19 protein-coding genes and 1 tRNA gene are annotated in these 19,370 nt (G+C 64.5%); 8 read left to right on the forward strand and 12 right to left on the reverse strand.

The features are described 5' to 3' along the window. Window positions 1-35 precede the first annotated feature (35 nt). The 11 genes from QA649_RS00420 to aroA form a co-directional block, all read right to left on the reverse strand. The gene (locus tag QA649_RS00420) at window positions 36-1,379 is read right to left on the reverse strand and encodes a folylpolyglutamate synthase/dihydrofolate synthase family protein (RefSeq protein WP_283022497.1); all 1,344 of its coding nucleotides are present in this window, start codon (window positions 1,377-1,379) and stop codon (window positions 36-38) included. Then, window positions 1,376-2,317, reverse strand: coding sequence for an acetyl-CoA carboxylase, carboxyltransferase subunit beta (gene accD, locus QA649_RS00425; protein ID WP_018644157.1), 942 nt, complete (start codon window positions 2,315-2,317; stop codon window positions 1,376-1,378). Before accD ends, QA649_RS00420 begins: the two co-directional genes overlap by 4 nt. A 110-nt stretch (window positions 2,318-2,427) precedes the next feature. After that, window positions 2,428-3,264 carry a tryptophan synthase subunit alpha gene (gene trpA, locus QA649_RS00430; RefSeq protein WP_283022498.1) on the reverse strand — a complete coding sequence of 279 codons (837 nt, stop codon included), beginning with the start codon at window positions 3,262-3,264 and terminating at the stop codon, window positions 2,428-2,430. Then, window positions 3,261-4,475, reverse strand: coding sequence for a tryptophan synthase subunit beta (gene trpB / locus QA649_RS00435; RefSeq protein WP_260387289.1), 1,215 nt, complete (start codon window positions 4,473-4,475; stop codon window positions 3,261-3,263). The genes trpA and trpB overlap by 4 nt, the downstream gene beginning before the upstream one ends. Then, window positions 4,472-5,143, reverse strand: coding sequence for a phosphoribosylanthranilate isomerase (locus tag QA649_RS00440; protein WP_283022499.1), 672 nt, complete (start codon window positions 5,141-5,143; stop codon window positions 4,472-4,474). The genes trpB and QA649_RS00440 overlap by 4 nt, the downstream gene beginning before the upstream one ends. 65 nt (window positions 5,144-5,208) lie before the next feature. After that, entirely contained in the window at window positions 5,209-5,601 is a 393-nt protein-coding gene (locus tag QA649_RS00445) for a lipopolysaccharide assembly protein LapA domain-containing protein (RefSeq protein ID WP_283022500.1), read from the reverse strand. Window positions 5,602-5,672: 71 nt separating this feature from the next. Beyond that, on the reverse strand, window positions 5,673-5,978 hold the full coding sequence (locus tag QA649_RS00450; RefSeq protein ID WP_007598410.1) for an integration host factor subunit beta: 306 nt from the start codon (window positions 5,976-5,978) through the stop codon (window positions 5,673-5,675). Between the two features lie 171 nt (window positions 5,979-6,149). Continuing rightward, window positions 6,150-7,130 (reverse strand): signal peptide peptidase SppA, encoded by a 981-nt coding sequence (sppA, locus tag QA649_RS00455; protein WP_283022501.1) that lies wholly within the window; start codon window positions 7,128-7,130, stop codon window positions 6,150-6,152. 281 nt (window positions 7,131-7,411) lie between these two features. Beyond that, on the reverse strand, window positions 7,412-9,118 hold the full coding sequence (gene rpsA / locus QA649_RS00460; protein ID WP_026312314.1) for a 30S ribosomal protein S1: 1,707 nt from the start codon (window positions 9,116-9,118) through the stop codon (window positions 7,412-7,414). 267 nt (window positions 9,119-9,385) lie between these two features. After that, the gene (gene cmk / locus QA649_RS00465; protein WP_283022502.1) at window positions 9,386-10,024 is read right to left on the reverse strand and encodes a (d)CMP kinase; all 639 of its coding nucleotides are present in this window, start codon (window positions 10,022-10,024) and stop codon (window positions 9,386-9,388) included. After that, window positions 10,021-11,358, reverse strand: coding sequence for a 3-phosphoshikimate 1-carboxyvinyltransferase (gene aroA, locus QA649_RS00470; RefSeq protein ID WP_283022503.1), 1,338 nt, complete (start codon window positions 11,356-11,358; stop codon window positions 10,021-10,023). The genes cmk and aroA overlap by 4 nt, the downstream gene beginning before the upstream one ends. A gap of 170 nt (window positions 11,359-11,528) precedes the next feature. On the opposite strand from aroA, the gene QA649_RS00475 reads away from it, so the two are divergent. Then, on the forward strand, window positions 11,529-11,936 hold the full coding sequence (locus QA649_RS00475) for a TIGR02300 family protein (RefSeq protein WP_183250106.1): 408 nt from the start codon (window positions 11,529-11,531) through the stop codon (window positions 11,934-11,936). Between the two features lie 96 nt (window positions 11,937-12,032). After that, window positions 12,033-12,108 (forward strand) — tRNA-Ala (locus QA649_RS00480). Window positions 12,109-12,216: 108 nt separating this feature from the next. Here the strand turns inward: QA649_RS00480 and QA649_RS00485 are convergent. After that, entirely contained in the window at window positions 12,217-12,675 is a 459-nt protein-coding gene (locus QA649_RS00485) for a MarR family transcriptional regulator (RefSeq protein ID WP_283022504.1), read from the reverse strand. A 156-nt stretch (window positions 12,676-12,831) separates the two neighbouring features. Between QA649_RS00485 and QA649_RS00490 the strand changes: the two genes are divergently transcribed. The 6 genes from QA649_RS00490 to QA649_RS00515 all read left to right on the forward strand — a co-directional run bounded on the left by QA649_RS00490 (window position 12,832) and on the right by QA649_RS00515 (window position 19,186). Further along, the gene (locus QA649_RS00490) at window positions 12,832-13,257 is read left to right on the forward strand and encodes an organic hydroperoxide resistance protein (protein WP_018645071.1); all 426 of its coding nucleotides are present in this window, start codon (window positions 12,832-12,834) and stop codon (window positions 13,255-13,257) included. A gap of 179 nt (window positions 13,258-13,436) precedes the next feature. Then, window positions 13,437-14,639: a CaiB/BaiF CoA-transferase family protein gene (locus tag QA649_RS00495; protein ID WP_283022505.1), complete on the forward strand. Its 1,203-nt coding sequence runs from the start codon at window positions 13,437-13,439 to the stop codon at window positions 14,637-14,639. A gap of 353 nt (window positions 14,640-14,992) precedes the next feature. Further along, entirely contained in the window at window positions 14,993-16,309 is a 1,317-nt protein-coding gene (gene ugpB, locus QA649_RS00500) for a sn-glycerol-3-phosphate ABC transporter substrate-binding protein UgpB (RefSeq protein WP_260387294.1), read from the forward strand. Between the two features lie 48 nt (window positions 16,310-16,357). After that, window positions 16,358-17,239: a sn-glycerol-3-phosphate ABC transporter permease UgpA gene (ugpA, locus tag QA649_RS00505; protein ID WP_283022506.1), complete on the forward strand. Its 882-nt coding sequence runs from the start codon at window positions 16,358-16,360 to the stop codon at window positions 17,237-17,239. After that, window positions 17,239-18,087, forward strand: a complete 849-nt coding sequence (gene ugpE, locus QA649_RS00510) for a sn-glycerol-3-phosphate ABC transporter permease UgpE (protein WP_018645067.1) — start codon at window positions 17,239-17,241, stop codon at window positions 18,085-18,087. The genes ugpA and ugpE overlap by 1 nt, the downstream gene beginning before the upstream one ends. A 13-nt stretch (window positions 18,088-18,100) precedes the next feature. Further along, window positions 18,101-19,186 carry a sn-glycerol-3-phosphate import ATP-binding protein UgpC gene (locus tag QA649_RS00515; RefSeq protein WP_283022507.1) on the forward strand — a complete coding sequence of 362 codons (1,086 nt, stop codon included), beginning with the start codon at window positions 18,101-18,103 and terminating at the stop codon, window positions 19,184-19,186. Window positions 19,187-19,370 lie beyond the last annotated feature (184 nt).

A 19,370-nucleotide genomic window follows, 5' to 3' on the forward strand; every position in this document is an offset into this window, starting at 1 on the left:
GGATTGCGCTTCGCTCCATCCGGGCTACGCAACCTCTATGCAGGAGGCGTGCCGTTGAGGGCGAGCACGTGGCCGGCGAGATATAGCGAACCGGTGATCAGAATGCGCGGCGGCACCTCGTAAGCCAGCTTCGACAGGGCGCGCAGCGCGGCCTCGATGCCGGGCGCCATCTCGACGCGCATGCCGAGGCTGCGCGTCGCATCCGCGAGACGGTCGGCCGGCATCGCATTCTCGGTGTCGGGGATCGGCACCGCGATGATGTGGCGGGTGAGGCCGGCGAAATTGGCGAGAAAGCCTCGCGCATCCTTGTTGGCCATCATGCCCGCGATCACCACCAGCGGCCGCGACACCCGTTCTTCGAGATCGCCGAGTGCCGCGGCGGCAACGCGCCCGCCCTCGGCATTATGGCCTCCGTCGAGCCAGATCTCCGAGCCCTGCGGCCCCCACGAAAGCAGCTCGCCCGAAGTGAGGCGCTGCATCCGCGCCGGCCATTCGGCACCGACGACGCCGGCCTCGAAGGCGGCCTGGTTGACCTTGAAGGTCGGAATTGCGCGCAACGTCGCGATCGCAAGACCGGCATTGTCGAACTGGTGGCGGCCGAACAGGCGCGGCGCGGCGAGATCCATCAGGCCGCGGTCGTCGGAGTAAACCAGCCGTCCGTGCTCGACATTGACGTGCCAGCTCTCGTTCGCGGCAAACAGCGGTGCGCGCATGCGCTTGGCCTGCCCCTCGATCACGGCCATCGCTTCCGGCGACTGCTCGGCCGAGATCACAGGCACGCCGCGCTTGATGATCGCGGCCTTTTCGCCGGCGATCGATGTGAGCGTGTCCCCTAGGAAATCCATGTGGTCCATGCTGACCGGCGTGATCACGCAGGCCGCAGGCTGATCGACCACGTTGGTCGAATCGAGCCGGCCGCCAAGGCCGACTTCGAGCAGCACGACGTCGGCCGGGTTCTGCGCGAACAGATGAAACGCCGCAGCGGTCTTCAGCTCGAACACGGTTGCGGCTTCGCCCGCATTGACGCGCTCGACCTCCTCCAGCGCGGCGCGCAGTTCGTCGTCGCTGACCAGCACGCCGCCACCGACGCGGCCAAGGCGAAAACATTCGTTGATGCGGACGAGATACGGCGAGGTGTAGGTGTGGACGCGCAGGCCAGCGGCCTCCAGCGTCGCGCGCAGATAGGCGACCGTCGAGCCCTTGCCGTTGGTGCCGGCGATGTGGATCACCGGCGGCAGCTTGCGTTCGGGGTGGCCGAGCCGCTCGAGCAGGCGGTGCATCCGCTCCAGCCCGAGATCGATGCGCTTCTGATGCAGGGCCGACAGCCGCCCGATCACTTCGTCGAGCGGTGTCTTTGCACTGTCAGAGGAGGCGTTCACGCGTGCGGCGCGGCCGGCGCCGTCTCGGCGGCCGATACGATCTGCGCCGGGCTCGTCACCGGCTGCGCTGGCTTCGATGCGCCTTCCTGAGCCGGCGCCTTGGTCAGCAGGCGGCAGAGCCGCGCCAGGGTCGGGCGCAGATCGTGCCTATGCACGACCATGTCGACCATGCCGTGTTCCTTCAGGTACTCGGCGCGCTGGAAACCCTCAGGCAGTTTCTCGCGGATGGTCTGCTCGATCACGCGCGCGCCGGCAAAACCGATCAGCGCGCCGGGCTCGGCGATCTGCACGTCGCCGAGCATAGCGTAGGAGGCGGTGACGCCGCCGGTGGTCGGGTTGGTCAGCACGACGATGTAGGGCAGCTTTGCCTCGCGCAGCATCTGCACCGCGACGGTGGTGCGCGGCATCTGCATCAGCGACAAGATGCCTTCCTGCATGCGCGCGCCGCCGGATGCGGCGAACACGATGAAGGGCGATTTCTTCTCGACTGCGAGCTCCAGCCCACGCACGATGGCCTCGCCCGCGGCCATGCCGAGCGAGCCGCCCATGAAATCGAAATCCTGCACGGCGACGACGACGGCGGCGCCTTCGAGCTTGCCGTAGCCGACCTTGATCGCGTCGTTGAGGTTGGTGCGCGCCCGCGCATCCTTGATGCGGTCGACGTATTTCTTCTCGTCGCGGAACTTGAGCGGATCAGGCGAGACCTCGGGCAGCGCGACGTCGTACCAGGTCTCGTTGTCGAAGATCGACTTCAGACGCGCCACCGAGTTCATGCGCATGTGGTAGTTCGAGCCGGGGATGACGAACTGGTTGGCCTCGACGTCCTTGTAGAACACGAGCTGTCCGGAATCCGGGCACTTGATCCAAAGATTCTCCGGCGTCTCCCGCCGCAGCATGTTGCGGATCTTCGGCCGGACCACATTGGTAAGCCAGTTCATGGTTTGCTCCGATGTGCGATCCCGCTGGGAATCGCCTGAAGGAATATATGGCGGCCGGGCCCCTGCCCGGCAAGCCGCCGTGTCGCCCGCCCCGGAAGCGGAATTATGACCTATTCCGCCGCCTGTTTCGCACCCTTGACGCCCTGGGCCAGGGCCGCCGTCAGCTCTGCGACGGCGTTAACGGTCTTGGCGGTCGCACGCCCCTCGGCGTCGAGGCTGTTCTTGAGCGCATCCACCAGCGCGGTGCCGACCACCGAACCATCGGCCTTCTCGGCAATGGCGCGCGCCGCCTCCGGCGTGCGGATGCCAAAACCAACGCAGATCGGCAGCTTGGTATGCCGCTTGATGCGCGCGACAGCTTCGCCAACGGCATTGGCGTCTGCCGCCGCTGCACCGGTGATGCCGGCGATAGAGACGTAATAGACAAAGCCTGATGTGTTCGCGAGCACCGCGGGCAGGCGCTTGTCGTCGGTGGTCGGGGTCGCGAGGCGAATGAAGTTCAGACCCACCTTCAGCGCGGGAATGCAGAGCTCATCGTCTTCCTCCGGCGGCAAATCGACGATGATCAGGCCGTCAACGCCTGATGTCTTGGCATCAGCCAAAAACTTGTCGACGCCGTAAATGTAGATCGGATTGTAATAGCCCATCAGCACCAGCGGCGTGACGTTGTCGTCCTTGCGGAAGTCGCGCACCAGTTCCAGCGTCTTCTTCAAGGTCATGCCGACCTTGAGCGCGCGCAGACCTGCGGCCTGAATCGAGGGACCATCCGCCATCGGATCGGTGAAGGGAATGCCGAGTTCGATGACGTCGGCGCCTGCCTTGGGCAGCGCCTTGACGATCTCGAGCGACGTTGTGAGATCGGGATCGCCGGCCATCACATAGGTGACGAAGGCCGAGCGGCCCTGCTTCTTCAACTCGGCAAAACGGGTATCGATACGCGTGGTCACTTCTTGCCCCTCAGGATGTCGCCGACCTGCGGGACGTCCTTGTCGCCGCGGCCGGAGAGATTGACGACCATCAGGTGATCTTTCGGCCGCTTCGGTGCGAGCTCCATCACCTTGGCGATGGCATGCGCCGGTTCGAGCGCGGGGATGATGCCTTCGAGCCTCGACAGCAGCTGGAACGCAGCGAGCGCCTCGTCGTCGGTCGCGGAGAGATAATTGACGCGGCCGACCTCGTGCAGCCAGGAATGCTCGGGGCCGATGCCGGGATAGTCGAGGCCGGCGGAGATCGAATGCGCGTCCTGGATCTGGCCGTCCGCATCCATCAAGAGATAAGTGCGGTTGCCATGGAGCACGCCGGGGCGGCCGCCCGCGATCGACGCCGCATGCAGCTGCGTGAGCCCGTGGCCGGCCGCTTCGACGCCGAAGATCTCGACCGAGGAATCGTCGAGGAACGGATGGAACAGGCCCATCGCGTTCGAGCCGCCGCCGATGCAGGCGACCAGCGAGTCCGGCAGGCGGCCTTCGATCTCCTGCATCTGCGCCTTGGTCTCGTTGCCGATGATGGACTGGAAGTCGCGCACCAGCGTCGGATAGGGATGCGGTCCCGCCACCGTGCCGATGCAATAGAACGTGTTGTGCACGTTGGTGACCCAATCGCGCAGCGCCTCGTTCATGGCGTCCTTCAGCGTGCGGGTCCCGGACTGCACCGGGACCACCGTTGCGCCCAGCATCTCCATGCGGATGACGTTGGGCTGCTGCCGCTCGACGTCGACGGCGCCCATATAGACCACGCATTCGAGGCCAAAGCGCGCGCACAGCGTCGCGGTGGCGACGCCATGCTGGCCCGCGCCGGTCTCGGCGATGATGCGCTTCTTGCCCATGCGCCGCGCCAGCATGATCTGGCCGAGCACGTTGTTCACCTTGTGCGAGCCGGTGTGGTTGAGCTCTTCGCGCTTCAGATAGATCTTGGCGCCGCCGAGATGCTCAGTCAGACGTTCCGCGAAATACAGCGGCGAGGGCCGGCCGACATAGTTCTTGAGATAGCCGTTCATCTCGGCCTGGAAGGCCGGATCGGCCTTGGCCGCGGTGTACGCCTTCTCCAGATCGAGGATCAGCGGCATCAAGGTTTCGGCGACGAAGCGTCCGCCGAAGATGCCGAAATGACCGCGCTCGTCGGGGCCGCTGCGATAGGAATTGGGTTTGGCGATGTTCATCGAACGCTCAACTCTTGACTTGCATCTTGGGTAGCGCGCGCGGCGCGAATGAAGGCCTTGATCATCTCGGGGTCCTTGACGCCAGGGGCGCTCTCGACACCGGAGGACACGTCGACGCCACCGGCGCCGGTGACGCGAAGCGCTTCCGCGACGTTGTCGGCGTGCAGCCCGCCCGAGACCATGTAGGGCAGTTTCAGATCGAGATTTTCCAGCAGGTGCCAGTCGAAGGGCGCGCCGAGGCCACCGGGACGGGTCGCGTCTTTCGGCGCACGGGCATCGAACAGGATGCGGTCGGCGACCGCGGCATAGCCGGGCAGCACGGCAAGATCGGCGGCGATTGCGACCGGCACGGCCTTCATCACCGGGCGGCCGTACTTCTGCTTGATGTCGCGCAGCCGGGCGACGCTCTCCTTGCCGTGGAGCTGGAAAATATCCGGCGAGAGCGCGTCCATGATGTTGTCGAGCGTGGCGTCGTCGGCATCGACCGTGAGCGCCACTTTAAGCGCGCGCTGCTTCACCTGCCGGCCAAGGTCCCGGCCAAGCTCCAAAGAGAGATGTCGGGGCGACGGCGGAAAGAACACGAACCCCACCATGTCGGCGCCGGCGTCGAGCGCTGTTTGAAGCGTCTCGCGCGTGGACAGGCCGCAGATTTTGACGAGCAGGGACATGGTCTCGAAGCGGGTAGCGGCCGCAGGGTGCGGCCGGAAAACGGGGTTTTCGGTCGGGGCCGCTTCTACAACGTCGCGCGCTGCTTGTCTCGCCCGATGGGCCCGTAAAGGCCGACCCCGGAGGGAACGGGAAGCCGCTGCGCCTCGGGTCTTGCCGCGGTCACCTGAGCGCGCAGATCGGCCAGTTCGCCCCGCGCAGCCCTGGCATCGGCCTCGTGCCGGCGCGCGGCCCGCCGCCAGTGCCGCTGCGCGAGCCAGACCGCACAGCCGCCCGCCACGACGCCCAGCGCCGCCACCAGGATCAGGAGCAGGAACAGCGGCATTGTGGCCGAGAACGAGGGGTCGTCGGAGATCAAGGGATCGAAGGAGACCGTGACGAAATGCCGGTTGGCCACCGCAAAGGTCACCAGGATCAGGGCCAGCGGAATCACGATCAGCGCGGTCAGGAACTTTCGCATCTCGCTTCGCTCGCCTTGAATCAAGCTGCCGGCCGCGTCTTGTGCAGCCGCGAAAAACCCTGGCGCCGGCCTCAGTCCGGCGCGCCGGGATCCGGATGGTCGCGGTTCAACCGCTCGCGCATTTCCTTGCCCGTCTTGAAGAACGGAACGCTCTTCTGGTCGACGGGCACATGGGCGCCAGTGCGTGGATTGCGCCCGGCGCGCGCCGGGCGATGCTTGACCGAGAAGGCACCGAAGCCGCGCAGCTCGACGCGGTCACCGCGTGCGAGGGCCGCTACGATCTCTTCGAGAATCGCATTCACAATGTTCTCGACATCCCGCTGGTACAGATGCGGGTTGTGCTCGGCGATACGCTGAACAAGTTCGGATTTGATCATCGAGAGATAGGACCCGGAAGCGTGCGGATGACCATTTCCGTGAAAATACCGTGATCTGTCAAGACGCTAAATCAAGGTTGAGCGTCGTGAAAGTGCGTGACAAATGCCGAAAAAGCGGGCTGCCCCGACACTCGCAGTGCGAGAAAAACTTCGGGAACTCGCCCGCCCCCGTCAGTTCGATGCGGCCGGCTGCCACAACGCCAGCATTCCATCCATTCCGAGGCGGTCGACCGCCTGCGCGACGCCGGTTTGCCCGATTTGATGCGCGATCGAGCCCAAACCAAGCGCTTCCAGCGTGACGGCGGCTGCAGTCTTGAGGAACGGCAGATCGCCAAAGCGCGGCTGGAGCTTGTAATCGCGAACGGGAAGTCCCTTCTTGACGCCCTTCTGCTCGACCAGCCAGGTCACCGCAGCCTTCTCGTCGCCGATCTGGTCGATCAGCTTGAGATCGATTGCCTGGCGTCCGGTGAAGACGCGGCCGTCAGCCACTTTTTCGAGCTGTGCGTCATCCATGCCACGCCGTTCCTTCACCAGTCCCTTGAACCAGGCGTAGGAGTCCTTCACCAGCGCATCGAGTGCGGCGCGCGCTTCGGGGCTTGTCGGCTCGTATCCGTTGGGCGCAGCCTTCAGCGGCGAGGATTTCACCTCCTCGACCTTGACGCCGATGGTCTTCAAGAGCTCGGTGACGTTGGGGTACTGGAACAGCACGCCGATCGAGCCGACCAGCGAGCTCTGCTGGGCGATGATGTGATCGCTCGCGATCGCCGTGATGTAGCCGCCGGAGGCGGCGAGACCTTCGACCACGACGACGAGCGGCTTCTTCGCCTTGAGCCGCACGAGCGAGTCATAGAGCTGCTCGGAGCCGGCGGTGGTGCCGCCCGGCGAATTGATGTGAACGATGACGGCGGCGGCCTGCGAATTCTCCAGCCGCTCCAGCGCCTGCGTGCGATCGGAATCGCTGCGGATCAGTCCTTCGATCTGGACCCGCGCGATCGAGCCGGCGGATGCGAACGTGCCGCGCGCACCGGGTGTCGCGATCAGCGCAAAGCTCGCAATCGCCGCAATCGCAATGAGCGCGGCCATGACGCGCCAGAACGTCAGCTTGCGGCGGATCCTGCGGCGATCGACGATGATGTCCGAATCGAGCGACATCGGAATATCTCCAAATGAAAGGCCAGAGGCGTTGTGCCGTCACAACGTAAGCATTGGCTTGTCTGGATACATCAATTGCGGCGCAATTTGAAGAAATGAAGGCTTGGAAACCCTCGTAGCCCGGATGGAGCGAAGCGTAATCCGGGGCCTTCACGTCGCGGAAAGACTTTCCCGGATTGCGCTGCGCTCCATCCGGGCTACGGGCAATACGGGCGCCAAGCCAAACAAAAAAGCCCCGGCTTGCGCCGGGGCTTCGATTGCCAGCGAAACGGAAGTTTCGCTTACTTGTTGTCGCGGTTCTTGAGCGCGGTGCCCAGGATGTCGCCCAGCGTCGCACCCGAATCCGAGGAGCCGTACTGCGCGATGGCTTCCTTCTCTTCGGCGACTTCGAGCGCCTTGATCGACACCTGGACCTTGCGGGCCTTCTTGTCGAACTGGATCACGCGGGCATCGACCTTCTCGCCGACGGCGAAGCGTTCGGCGCGCTGGTCGTTGCGGTCACGGGCGAGCTCCGAGCGCTTGATGAAGGTGGTGAAGTCGGTACCGGCGATCTTCACCTCGATACCGCTCTCCTTCACTTCGAGCACTTCGCAGGTCACGACCGCGCCCTTCTTGACATCGCCCGGCTCGGCGAAGGGGTCGCCTTCGAGCTGCTTGATGCCAAGCGAGATACGCTCCTTCTCGACGTCCACATCGAGCACCACGGCCTTCACCATGTCGCCCTTCTTGTAGTTGTCGATCACCTGCTCGCCCGGAAGCTTCCAGTCGAGGTCGGAGAGGTGGACCATGCCGTCGACGTCGCCCTCGAGACCCAGGAACAGACCGAACTCGGTCTTGTTCTTGACCTCGCCCTCGACCACCGACCCGGTCGGGTGACCTTCGACGAAGACCTCCCAGGGGTTGCGCATGGTCTGCTTGAGGCCGAGCGAGATGCGGCGCTTGACGGAATCGACTTCCAGCACCTGCACGTCGACTTCCTGCGAGGTCGACACGATCTTGCCGGGGTGCATGTTCTTCTTGGTCCACGACATCTCGGAGACGTGGATCAGGCCTTCGATGCCCGGCTCGAGCTCGACGAACGCACCGTAGTCGGTGATGTTGGTGACGCGGCCGGTGAAGCGGGCACCCAGCGGGTACTTGGCTTCGATGCCCTGCCACGGATCGTCCAGCAGCTGCTTCATGCCCAGCGAGATGCGGTGCGTCTCGTGGTTGATCTTGATGATCTTGACCTTCACGGTCTGGCCGATCGAGAGCACCTCGGTCGGATGGTTGACGCGGCGCCACGCGATGTCGGTGACGTGCAGCAGGCCGTCGATGCCGCCGAGGTCAACGAACGCACCGTAATCGGTGATGTTCTTGACCACGCCGTCGATCACCTGACCCTCTTCGAGGTTCTGTACCAGCTCCTGACGCTGCTCGGCGCGGGTCTCTTCGAGAACCGTGCGGCGAGACACGACGATGTTGCCGCGGCGGCGGTCCATCTTGAGGATCTGGAACGGCTGCGAGTTGTTCATCAGCGGCGCAACGTCGCGGATCGGACGGATGTCGACCTGCGAGCGCGGCAGGAAGGCCACGGCACCGTCGAGGTCGACGGTGAAGCCGCCCTTGACCTGGTTGAAGATGACGCCGTTGACCTTTTCGTTGTTCTGGAACGCCTTCTCGAGCTTGCCCCAGCTCTCTTCGCGGCGCGCCTTGTCGCGCGACAGCACGGCTTCGCCGAGGGCGTTCTCGATGCGATCGAGGAACACTTCCACCTCGTCGCCGACCTTGATCTCACTGTCACGGCCGGGGCCGGAAAATTCGCGAAGGGCAACGCGGCCCTCGGTCTTCAGGCCGACGTCGATGACGGCCATGTCCTTTTCAATTGCAACCACCTTGCCCTTGACGACGGAGCTTTCCTGCAGGTTGCCACCTGCGAAGGACTCGTCGAGCATCGCGGCGAAATCGTCACGCGACGGGCTATAGGTATCAGCAGAAGTCGAAGCCATTTGTTCTCCAGTTGCGGAAGTCTTGCCGGCCGTTGGGTTCATGGGCGCATCGCACACGCAGTGTCGGAAGGTCCGCAAAACCTTCGAGCGACCGCTCGCTGCTCCGGCCTCAAAGGCGGAACAGCGGAAGCGGGCCGGCTGAGCCCGCGCGTTCGATACGTGAAAATCTTATGTCCGGAGCCTGGATCGCGCCGGCCCCAAAACAGGGACCGGAAGTATCGACCTCAAAGAGCGGGAGCGGGCGCTTCCTCCAATGACGGCTGCGGCTTAACCCCGCGACCGGCCCGCTCGGACGGCCTCGATAATGTCGATGGCGGCCCGGACGCCGCCTTCTATATCCAGTTGGGAGTTATCTAGCAAGTAAGCATCCGAGGCCGGTTTTAAAGGCGCAATCGGCCGGTTCTTGTCGCGTTCGTCGCGCCGGATGATGTCGGCGAGCACGGCTGCCTCATCGGCCTCCTCGCCCCTGGCTTTGGCCTCCATGGTGCGGCGGCGCGCGCGCACCCTGGGGTCGGCCACAACGAAGATCTTCACGTCGGCATGAGGGCAGATCACGGTTCCAATATCCCGGCCGTCGAGCACGGCGCCGGGCGGATCGGCGGCGAATTGCCGCTGGAAATTGACCAGGACCTCGCGAACCCTCGGGATCGCCGAGACGATCGAGGCGCCCTCGCCGGCCTCCTGGGTCTTCAGGGCGGGATTGCCGAACTTTTCGGGATCGAGCTCCAAGGCGGCCTGCACCGCGGCCGCCTCGTCCCGGAGATCATGACCGGACTGCATCAGGGCATAGGCGACCGCGCGATAGATCACGCCGGTATCGAGATGACGATAGCCGTAATGGTGGGCGAGACGCTTGCCGAGCGTCCCCTTGCCCGAGGCCGCGGGCCCGTCGATGGCGATAATCATGAAAACTCGGCCCCTAGCGAACGCATCATCGGAATGAAATCCGGGAAACTGGTGGCGATGAAGGCGGTGTCGTCGACGGTCACCGGATGGTCGGAGGCGCAGCCCATCACCAGCGCCGACATCGCGATGCGATGGTCCATGTGGGTGGCGACGGTGCCGCCGCCGGGGACATGGCCGCGGCCCTCGACGATCAGATCGTCGCCGGACACCTCGACCTTCACGCCATTGACGCGGAGCATGGCGGCGGTCGCCTCCAGGCGATCGGATTCCTTGACGCGCAGCTCCTGCAGGCCGCGCATGATGGTCGTGCCTTCGGCGAAGGAGGCTGCCACCGCCAGCACCAGATATTCGTCGATCATAGAGGGCGCGCGCTCCGGCGGCACCTCGACGCCGCGCAGCTTTGACGCGCGCACGCGCAAGCGCGCCATCGGCTCGCCGGCATCGCCGCGCACTTCGCTCTCCTCGATGAAGCCGCCCATTTCGCGCAGCGTCGTGAACAGGCCTGTGCGCAGCGGATTGGTCATGACGTCGGACAGCACGATGTCGGAGCCTTCGACGATCAGTGCTGCGACGATCGGGAACGCCGCCGAAGAGGGATCGGCGGGCACGACGACGTTGGCGCCATGCAGCTCGGGCTGGCCCACCAGCGTGATGCGGCGGCCGTGCTGACCTTCCTGCACTGACGTGATGTCGGCGCCAAAATGCTTCAGCATCAGCTCGGTGTGGTCGCGGCTGGCCTCGCTCTCGATGACAGTGGTCGTGCCCGGCGCGGCGAGGCCCGCCAGCAGCACGGCCGATTTGATCTGGGCCGAGGCAACGGGAGTCTTGTAGGTGATCGGCAGCGGATCGCGCGCGCCCAGGAGGGTCAGCGGCAGACGCCCGCCCTCGCTGCCGGAGACGACCTTCGCGCCCATCTTTTCGAGCGGATCGAGGATCCGACGCATGGGACGGCTGCGCAGCGAGGCATCGCCATCGAACACCGCCGAGATCGGGCAGCCGGCGACGGCGCCCATGACCAGCCGGCAGCCGGTGCCAGAGTTGCCGAAATCCAGCGGCGCCTTGGGCTGGGCGAAGCCTCCGACGCCCACGCCATTGACCTTCCACGCAAAATCACCGGTGCGCTCGACCCTGGCGCCCAGCGCCTGCATCGATTTGGCGGTGTTGAGGACGTCCTCGCCCTCCAGCAGGCCCGAAATCCTGGTCTCGCCGACCGCGAGCGCACCCAGGATGAGGGCGCGGTGGGAGATCGACTTGTCCCCGGGCACCCGTACTTTCCCGGTCAGGGGGCCGCTGGCGCGAGACTGGAGCGGTCTCGGTTGGTCGGAATGGGTCAAGATTGTGTCCTTGGATAGGCCCTTGGATGCATCCTTTGGGCTGGCGCGCAGGTACCACATGGTCTGGCCCCCGTCACGGGCATGTCGTTCTCCCGTAATGCGCTATTGACAGCGGGCCGCCAACTAGCCAAGTGAAGCACCGCTTTTCAGACATTCCCAGGATTCCTGCCGTGGCCAAGTCCGAACTCGGAACCAAACGTATTTGCCCGACCACGGGCAAGAAGTTCTACGACCTCAACAAGAATCCGGTGATCTCGCCCTATACCGGCGAAGTGGTGCCGATCGCCCCGGTGGCGCCCGCTCGCGTCCCCCGCGGCGCCGAAGCCCGGCACGCCGCGACAGCGGATACCGCGCCGGAGCCGGCAGAGGTCGAGGAGGTCTCGCTCGAGGAGGCCGACGCCGAGGAGAACACCGGCAAGGTCAAGGCCGCCGTGCCCGAATCGGAGGACGATATCGAGGTCGACGAGACCCTCGACGACGACGATGACGATGATTCGACCTTCATTGCCGACGAAGAAGAGGGCGATGAGGACGTGACCGACATCATTGGTGATGTCGGAGGTGATGAAGAGACTTGAGATCAGTCCTGATCTGTGAAAAAGGGTGCACCGCGCGAGTCACCAGGCTCGCCGGTCTGTGGGGGATCCTCCGGGATCGTCCCATTTAAGGACTAAGGGGCCATAGCTCAGCTGGGAGAGCGCTTGCATGGCATGCAAGAGGTCGGCGGTTCGATCCCGCCTGGCTCCACCAACCTTCGCCAGCTTCGGCTCGGCAAGCCCGGGAAGTCCCTCGTAGCGAAGTGAGCGAAGGCCGCCCCGCCATAGCCCGAAGGGCGACGGGCTTTGAATTAAATCCCAACTACTCCCCGATCACTGCATTCAGCCGGTCGCGTAGCGCGACGATCTCGTCTTTCATCGTCACCAGTTCCGATACCGAGCAGTCCGATGCCGCGAGGATCGACTGCGGCACGCTGCGCGCTTTCTCCTTCAGCGCATGGCCCTGTGACGTCAGCGCGATCAGGACCTGGCGTTCGTCCTCGCGCGAGCGGGTGCGCTTGACCAGATGGGCGGCCTCGAGGCGCTTGAGCAGCGGCGTCAACGTGCCCGAATCCAGGAACAGCTTTTCGCCGATCTCCTTGACCGGCACGTCGTCGCGCTCCCACAGCACCAGCATCACCAGATATTGCGGATAGGTCAGGCCGAGCCGGTCGAGCAGCGGCTTGTAGACGCGGTTGAAGGCATGCGCGGCGGAATAGACTGCGAAGCAGATCTGGTTGTCGAGGCGCTGCGGGTCCAGCGCCGATAATTTCCGGGCCATCGAGAATCTCACATCGTTTGCTCCATTCTGGGGCCGGCCGGCGACACATTCAATTGCGAACAATTAAATGTGAGGCATGCCGATTTAGATTGCGCACAATCTAATTGCCTGCGATAAAGATCGCACCCCAACCCGGAAAGACCCGAGGAGACGAAAATGTCCGTGAACGTCCTCTACAAGACCAGCGCCAAGGCCACCGGCGGCCGCGACGGCCATGCTGCGACCCTCGACGGCGCGCTCGACGTCAAGCTCACCACGCCGAAGGAGCTCGGTGGCGGCGGCGGCGCCGGCAACAATCCCGAGCAGCTGTTCGCGGCCGGTTATGCCGCCTGCTTCATCGGCGCCATGAAGTTCGTGGCCTCCCAGGGCGGCCCGAAGGTTCCGGCCGATGCCTCCGTCACCTCGACGGTCGGAATCGGCCCGCGCTCCGAGGGCGGCTTCGGCCTCGACATCGACCTCGCCGTCTCGCTGCCGGGCCTTGCCCGCGCGGAGGCCGAGGCACTGGTCGCCAAGGCGCACCAGGTGTGCCCGTACTCCAATGCCACGCGCGGCAATGTCGACGTTCGCCTGACGGTCGTCTGATCGGCGGTGCGGATTGGCTGGCCCGGGATCCCCCTCGGGCCGGCCGCCTCCGATTGAATTTGCCATCCCGCGGGATGGCAGCGCGGCGGCGCATACGGCTCCACGCGAGGGCCCATTGCTGGCGCAAACAAACCTCGCTAGGCCTGTGATCCAATGATCGACACAGGGGAAGCGAAGGCATGACTGAAGCAGCAACGGGCGCAATGAGCGGACTGCGCGTCATCGATCTCACGCGCGTGCTCGGCGGTCCCTACTGCACCCAGATCCTCGCCGACCACGGCGCCGACGTCATCAAGGTCGAGCCGCCCGCGGGCGATGAGGTGCGCGAATGGGGCCCTCCCTTCCATGAGGAGGACGCAGCCTATTTCGTCGGCATCAACCGCAACAAGCGCTCGATCGGCCTCGACCTCGCCTCCGAGGGCGGCCGCGTCGTGCTGCTGAAGATGCTGGAGACGGCCGACGTCCTCATTGAGAATTTCAAGCCGGGCACGCTGGAGAAATGGGGCATCGGCAACGAGGTGTTGCGCGAGAAATTTCCGCGCCTCGTGCATTGCCGGATCTGCGGCTTCGGCGCCGACGGCCCACGCGGCGGCAATCCCGGCTATGACGCCATCATCCAGGCCATGACCGGCATGATCGCGGCAACCGGCTCGCCCGAGAGCGGGCCGATGCGGATCGGCGTGCCGCTGGTCGACATCACCACGGGCCTTTACGCCGCGATCGGCATCCTGATGGCGCTGTCGGAGCGACAGCGTTCGGGCAAGGGCCAGTTCCTGGAGACCACGCTGTACGAGACCGGCCTTGCCATCATGCATCCGCACACCGCGAACTATTTCATGCATGGCAAGCCGCCTGGCCTCACCGGCAACGAGCATCCCAACCTCGTGCCCTATGCGATCTTCCCGACCAAGACCGACAACATCTTCATCGGCGTCGGCAATGACGGCACCTTCCGCAAGCTCGCCAAGGAGATCGGCAAGCCCGAGCTCGGCACCGATCCGCGCTTTGCCCGCAACAAGGACCGCATCGCCAATCGCGAGGCGCTGCGCGCCGAGCTTGCCGCGGTGTTCAGCCAGCACGAGGCCGAGCCGCTGTGCAATCGCCTGCTCGCGGCCGGCCTGCCCGCAGGTCCGGTGCAGAAGATCGACCAGGCGTTGACGAACCCGCACACGATCTACCGCGGCGATATTATCGAGAAGGACTGGTACAAGGGCGTGGCCTCGCCGATCCGGCTCGATCGCAGCAAGCCGAGCCTGCGCCTCGTGCCGCCGAAGTTCAGCCAGCACGCAGCCGAGGTGCTGGGCGAGTTCGGCTACTCCAAGTCCGAGATCGACGCGATGGTCGAGAAGGGCACGGTCTGCGGCCCCGAGCGCAAGCGCTAGACGGTGCACTCCCTCTCCCGCTTGCGGGAGAGGGTCGGGGAGAGGGCTGTCTCCGCAACGGGACAACCCCCAGAGGATAGAGCCCTCACCCGGATCACCTCTCCCGCAAGCGGGAGAGGTTAAGGAAGACCGGAGCCGATCGTCCGCTTCAAATATCCAATGCCGCACTGCGGCGCACCCGTGCGCGTGCAGCGCGAACGGCTGCGGCTGGTCGCGTCGCATTCGCCTATTTGACGGCTTCCCTTTTCCAGCGCTTGCCGCTTTCGTTTCGGCCGCTTACACAGTCATGTGAACGTCATATGGCGCTGCTAGCGCAAGCGCTTCTTTAGTGACGGGCAAGGGAGGTTTTCTTGATGGCTCTTCGACATTTTGGCGCGGCTGCTGCTGTTGCACTTACGGTTGGTCTCGGCGCCTCGCCGGCCCTGGCCGTGACCGAAATCCAGTGGTGGCACGCGATGACCGGCGCCAACAACGACGTCATCGTCAAGCTCGCCAACGACTTCAACGCGTCGCAGACCGACTACAAGGTGATCCCGACCTACAAGGGCAATTACCCCGACACGATGAACGCCGGCATCGCCGCGTTCCGCGCCGGCAACGCCCCGCACATCATGCAGGTGTTCGAAGTCGGCACCGCGACCATGATGGCCGCGACCGGCGCCGTGAAGCCGGTCTACAAGCTGATGGCCGAGACCGGCGAGAAGTTCGATCCGAAGAACTACCTGCCCGCGATCACCGGCTACTACTCGACCTCGAAGGGCGAGATGCTGTCGTTCCCCTTCAACTCGTCGTCGACCGTCATGTGGGTCAACCTCGACGAGCTGAAGAAGGCCAATGTCGAGATCCCCAAGACCTGGCCCGAAGTGTTCGAGGCCGGCAAGAAGCTGAAGGCTGCCGGTCACGACACCTGCGGCTTCTCCGGCTCCTGGGTCACCTGGGTCAATCTCGAGCAGCTCTCGGCATGGCACAACACGCCGCTCTCCAGCAAGGCCAACGGCCTCGACGGCTTCGACACCGTGCTCGAATTCAACGGCCCGCTCCAGGTCAAGCATCTCGAGAACCTGGTCGAGTTGCAGAAGACCAAGGTCTACGACTATGCCGGCCGCACCAACACCGGCGAAGGCCGCTTCACCTCGGGCGAATGCCCGATCTACCTGACCTCCTCGGCGTTCTTCGGCAACGTCAAGGCGCAGGCCAAGTTCAACTTCACCGCGGTGCCGATGCCGTATTATCCGGACGTCAAGGGCGCGCCGCAGAACTCGATCATCGGCGGCGCTTCGCTCTGGGTCATGGGCGGCAAGCCGGCCGACGACTACAAGGGCGTCGCAAAATTCCTGACCTTCCTCTCCGACACCGATCGTCAGGTCTACATCCACAAGGCCTCGGGCTATCTGCCGATCACCAAGGCGGCCTACGCCAAGGCGAAGGAAGAAGGCTTCTACAAGGATCAGCCCTATCTCGAGACCCCGCTGCTCGAGCTGACCAACAAGGAGCCGACCGAGAATTCGCGCGGCCTGCGCCTCGGCAACATGGTTCAGCTGCGTGACGTCTGGTCGGAGGAGATCGAGCAGGCGCTGGCCGGCAAGAAGACCGCCAAGCAGGCGCTCGACGCCGCCGTCGAACGCGGCAACACCATGCTGCGGCAGTTCGAAAAGACCGCCGTGAAGTAGGGCGACTGGCGGCAGGCCGGTCACCCGGCCTGCCGCTTCCGGGGCATCATGCAAAAGCAAGCCATTTTCCAGTCAAAGCTGTTGCCCTACGCGCTGGTTGCGCCGCAGCTCGCGATCGTGCTGATTTTCTTCTATTGGCCGGCGCTGCAGGCGGTCATCCAGTCCTTCCTGCTCCAGGATGCCTTCGGCCTCTCGACGAGCTTCGTCTGGTTCGACAATTACATCGAGCTGTTCAGGGATCCCGCCTATTTCGAAGCGGTCGTCCGCACCTTCTTCTTCTCGTTCGCGATCGCGATCTCGTCGCTGTCCTTTGCGCTGCTGCTCGCCGTGATGGCCGACAAGCCGCTGCGCGGCTCGATGCTTTATCGCACGCTGCTGATCTGGCCCTATGCGGTGGCGCCGCCCGTGGTCGGCGTGCTCTGGATCTTCATGCTGCATCCCTCGCTCGGCGTGATCTCGCGCTACCTGCGCGCCGCCGGCATCGACTGGAATCCGCTGCTCGACGGCAACCAGGCCGCAGGCCTCATCATCCTCGCCGCCGCGTGGAAGCAGATCTCCTACAATTTCCTGTTCTTCCTCGCCGGCCTGCAGGCGATCCCGAAAAGCGTGTTCGAAGCCGCTGCGATCGACGGCGCGCGGCCGATGCGCAGGTTCTGGACCGTGACCTTCCCGCTGCTGTCGCCGACCATCTTCTTCCTCTTGGTCGTCAACATCGTCTACGCCTTCTTCGACACCTTCGGCATCATCGACACCATGACCCGCGGCGGTCCCGGAACGTCGACGGTGACGCTGGTCTACAAGGTCTATTCGGACGGCCTGCTCGGCGGCAATCTCGGCAGCTCGGCGGCGCAATCGGTGGTGCTGATGATCATGGTCATCGTGCTCACCGGCATCCAGTTCCGCTTCGTCGAGCGCAAGGTGACGTACTGATGGTCGAGGACGAGGGCATCAGGCGCTACGTCGCCCATTTCATCCTCTGGATCGGAATCGCGATCGTCGCATTCCCGGTCTACATCGCGATCATCGCCTCGACCCAGGACAACGCGCTGATCGCGAACGGGCAGATGTCGCTGCTGCCGGGCGGGCATTTCTTCGAGGTCTACTACCAGACCATCTTCGTCGGAACGAGCGGCTCGACCCGCGAGCCCGTCGGCAACATGATGCTCAATTCGCTGGTGATGGCGCTGGCGATCGCGATCGGCAAGATCGCGATCTCGATCATCTCGGCCTACGCGATCGTGTATTTCCGCTTTCCGTTCCGGATGTCGATCTTCTGGATCATCTTCATCACCCTGATGCTGCCGGTCGAGGTCCGCATCTATCCCACCTACAAGATCGTCGCCGACCTGCACATGCTCGACAGCTATGCGGGCCTTGCGCTGCCTCTGATCGCCTCCGCGACGGCGACGCTGCTATTCCGCCAGTTCTTCATGACCGTGCCGGATGAGCTGCTCGAGGCCTCGCGCATCGACGGCGCCGGCCCGCTGCGCTTCTTCTGGGACACGCTGTTGCCGCTGTCGCGCACCAACATGGCGGCGCTGTTCGTGATCCTGTTCATCCTCGGCTGGAATCAATATCTCTGGCCGCTGCTCATCACCACCCGCGACGACATGCAGACCATCCAGGTCGGCATCCGCAAGATGATCACCACCACCGACGCGCTGACCGAATGGCCGATCGTGATGGCGACCGCCGTGCTGGCCATGCTGCCGCCGGTGTTCGTCGTCGTCGCCATGCAGAAACTGTTCGTGCGCGGCCTGGTCGAGACGGAAAAGTAACAAGCGAGTTTCCATGGCTAACGTCACCCTTCGCAACGTCCGCAAGACCTACACCGGCGGCTTCGAGGCCATCAAAGGCGTCAACGTCGATGTCGCCGACGGGCAGTTCTGCGTGCTGGTCGGCCCCTCCGGCTGCGGCAAGTCCACGCTGCTGCGCATGGTCGCAGGTCTCGAGACCGTCACCGGCGGCGAGATCGACATCGGCGGCCGCGTCGTCAACCAGATCGAGCCCGCCGATCGCGACATCGCGATGGTGTTCCAGAACTACGCGCTCTATCCGCATATGAGCGTCTTCAACAACATGGCCTACGGCCTGCGCAACCGCGGCATGGCGGAGGCCGAGGTCAAGACCCGCGTCGCGGAAGCCGCGCGCGTACTCGAACTCACGCCCATGCTGGAGCGCAAGCCGCGCCAGCTCTCCGGCGGCCAGCGCCAGCGCGTCGCCATGGGCCGCGCCATCGTGCGCCAGCCGAAGGTGTTTCTGTTCGACGAGCCGCTCTCCAACCTCGACGCAAAGCTGCGCATCGCCATGCGCGTCGAGATCCGCAAATTGCAGCGCCGGCTGAACACGACGTCGATCTACGTCACCCACGACCAGCTCGAAGCGATGACGCTCGCCGACGTTCTGGTGGTGATGAACGGCGGCCAGGTCGAGCAGGTCGGCAATCCCCTCGCGATCTACGAAAAGCCGGCGACCACTTTCGTCGCCTCCTTCATCGGCGCGCCGCCGATGAATTTGATGTCGACGCGCCCCGGCGAAATCAAGTCGCAGCTGGACGGCGCCGCTGGCGAAGCCGGCATCGTCGGCATCCGCCCCGAAGACTTTGTCATCACCGACCAGGCCCCGGCCGGCGGCGTGGCCTTGCCGCTGACCGTGGAAGCCATCGAGCGCGTCGGTGCCGAGACCTTCGTCTACGGCTCCCGCGAGCAGGAAGACCAGCGCGTCGCCGCCACCCCGGGCGAGCTGCCGCCCGGCGAGGTCATCGTCCGCATCCCCGGAACCGACGCGCCTGCCATCGGCCAGAAGATCCGCGTCGCGTCGGTGCGCCAAAAGCTGCATTTGTTCAGTGGTGACGGACGGAAGCGGATCGAGGCCTGACGGCTTCCCGCGCCTGCTCTATCAAAAAAGCGCGAAAACAACCCCATGCACAGTAGAAGGGGGTCTGTTTTCATTGGGATAAATCGCCCCGCGGATTCGCCCTGCCCGAGCGTCTCGGGGCCATGACGAATTGTAAGCATTTTGTGCGATGTGAGAAGCGGGTGGGCGGCAAAGCGGCCCATCC

It is taken from the genome of Bradyrhizobium sp. CB1717 (genome assembly GCF_029714325.1).
Taxonomy (GTDB): Bacteria; Pseudomonadota; Alphaproteobacteria; order Rhizobiales; family Xanthobacteraceae; genus Bradyrhizobium.

Coding starts and splice junctions, on each gene's coding strand:
- accD (WP_018644157.1), bottom strand. CDS start 2,317: ATGAACTGGCTTACCAATGTGGTCCGGCCGAAGATCCGCAACATGCTG.
- trpB (WP_260387289.1), bottom strand. CDS start 4,475: ATGAACATCGCCAAACCCAATTCCTATCGCAGCGGCCCCGACGAGCGC.
- QA649_RS00440 (WP_283022499.1), bottom strand. CDS start 5,143: ATGTCCCTGCTCGTCAAAATCTGCGGCCTGTCCACGCGCGAGACGCTT.
- QA649_RS00445 (WP_283022500.1), bottom strand. CDS start 5,601: ATGCGAAAGTTCCTGACCGCGCTGATCGTGATTCCGCTGGCCCTGATC.
- QA649_RS00450 (WP_007598410.1), bottom strand. CDS start 5,978: ATGATCAAATCCGAACTTGTTCAGCGTATCGCCGAGCACAACCCGCAT.
- sppA (WP_283022501.1), bottom strand. CDS start 7,130: ATGTCGCTCGATTCGGACATCATCGTCGATCGCCGCAGGATCCGCCGC.
- rpsA (WP_026312314.1), bottom strand. CDS start 9,118: ATGGCTTCGACTTCTGCTGATACCTATAGCCCGTCGCGTGACGATTTC.
- cmk (WP_283022502.1), bottom strand. CDS start 10,024: ATGATTATCGCCATCGACGGGCCCGCGGCCTCGGGCAAGGGGACGCTC.
- QA649_RS00485 (WP_283022504.1), bottom strand. CDS start 12,675: ATGGCCCGGAAATTATCGGCGCTGGACCCGCAGCGCCTCGACAACCAG.
- QA649_RS00490 (WP_018645071.1), top strand. CDS start 12,832: ATGTCCGTGAACGTCCTCTACAAGACCAGCGCCAAGGCCACCGGCGGC.
- QA649_RS00495 (WP_283022505.1), top strand. CDS start 13,437: ATGACTGAAGCAGCAACGGGCGCAATGAGCGGACTGCGCGTCATCGAT.
- ugpB (WP_260387294.1), top strand. CDS start 14,993: ATGGCTCTTCGACATTTTGGCGCGGCTGCTGCTGTTGCACTTACGGTT.
- ugpA (WP_283022506.1), top strand. CDS start 16,358: ATGCAAAAGCAAGCCATTTTCCAGTCAAAGCTGTTGCCCTACGCGCTG.
- ugpE (WP_018645067.1), top strand. CDS start 17,239: ATGGTCGAGGACGAGGGCATCAGGCGCTACGTCGCCCATTTCATCCTC.
- QA649_RS00515 (WP_283022507.1), top strand. CDS start 18,101: ATGGCTAACGTCACCCTTCGCAACGTCCGCAAGACCTACACCGGCGGC.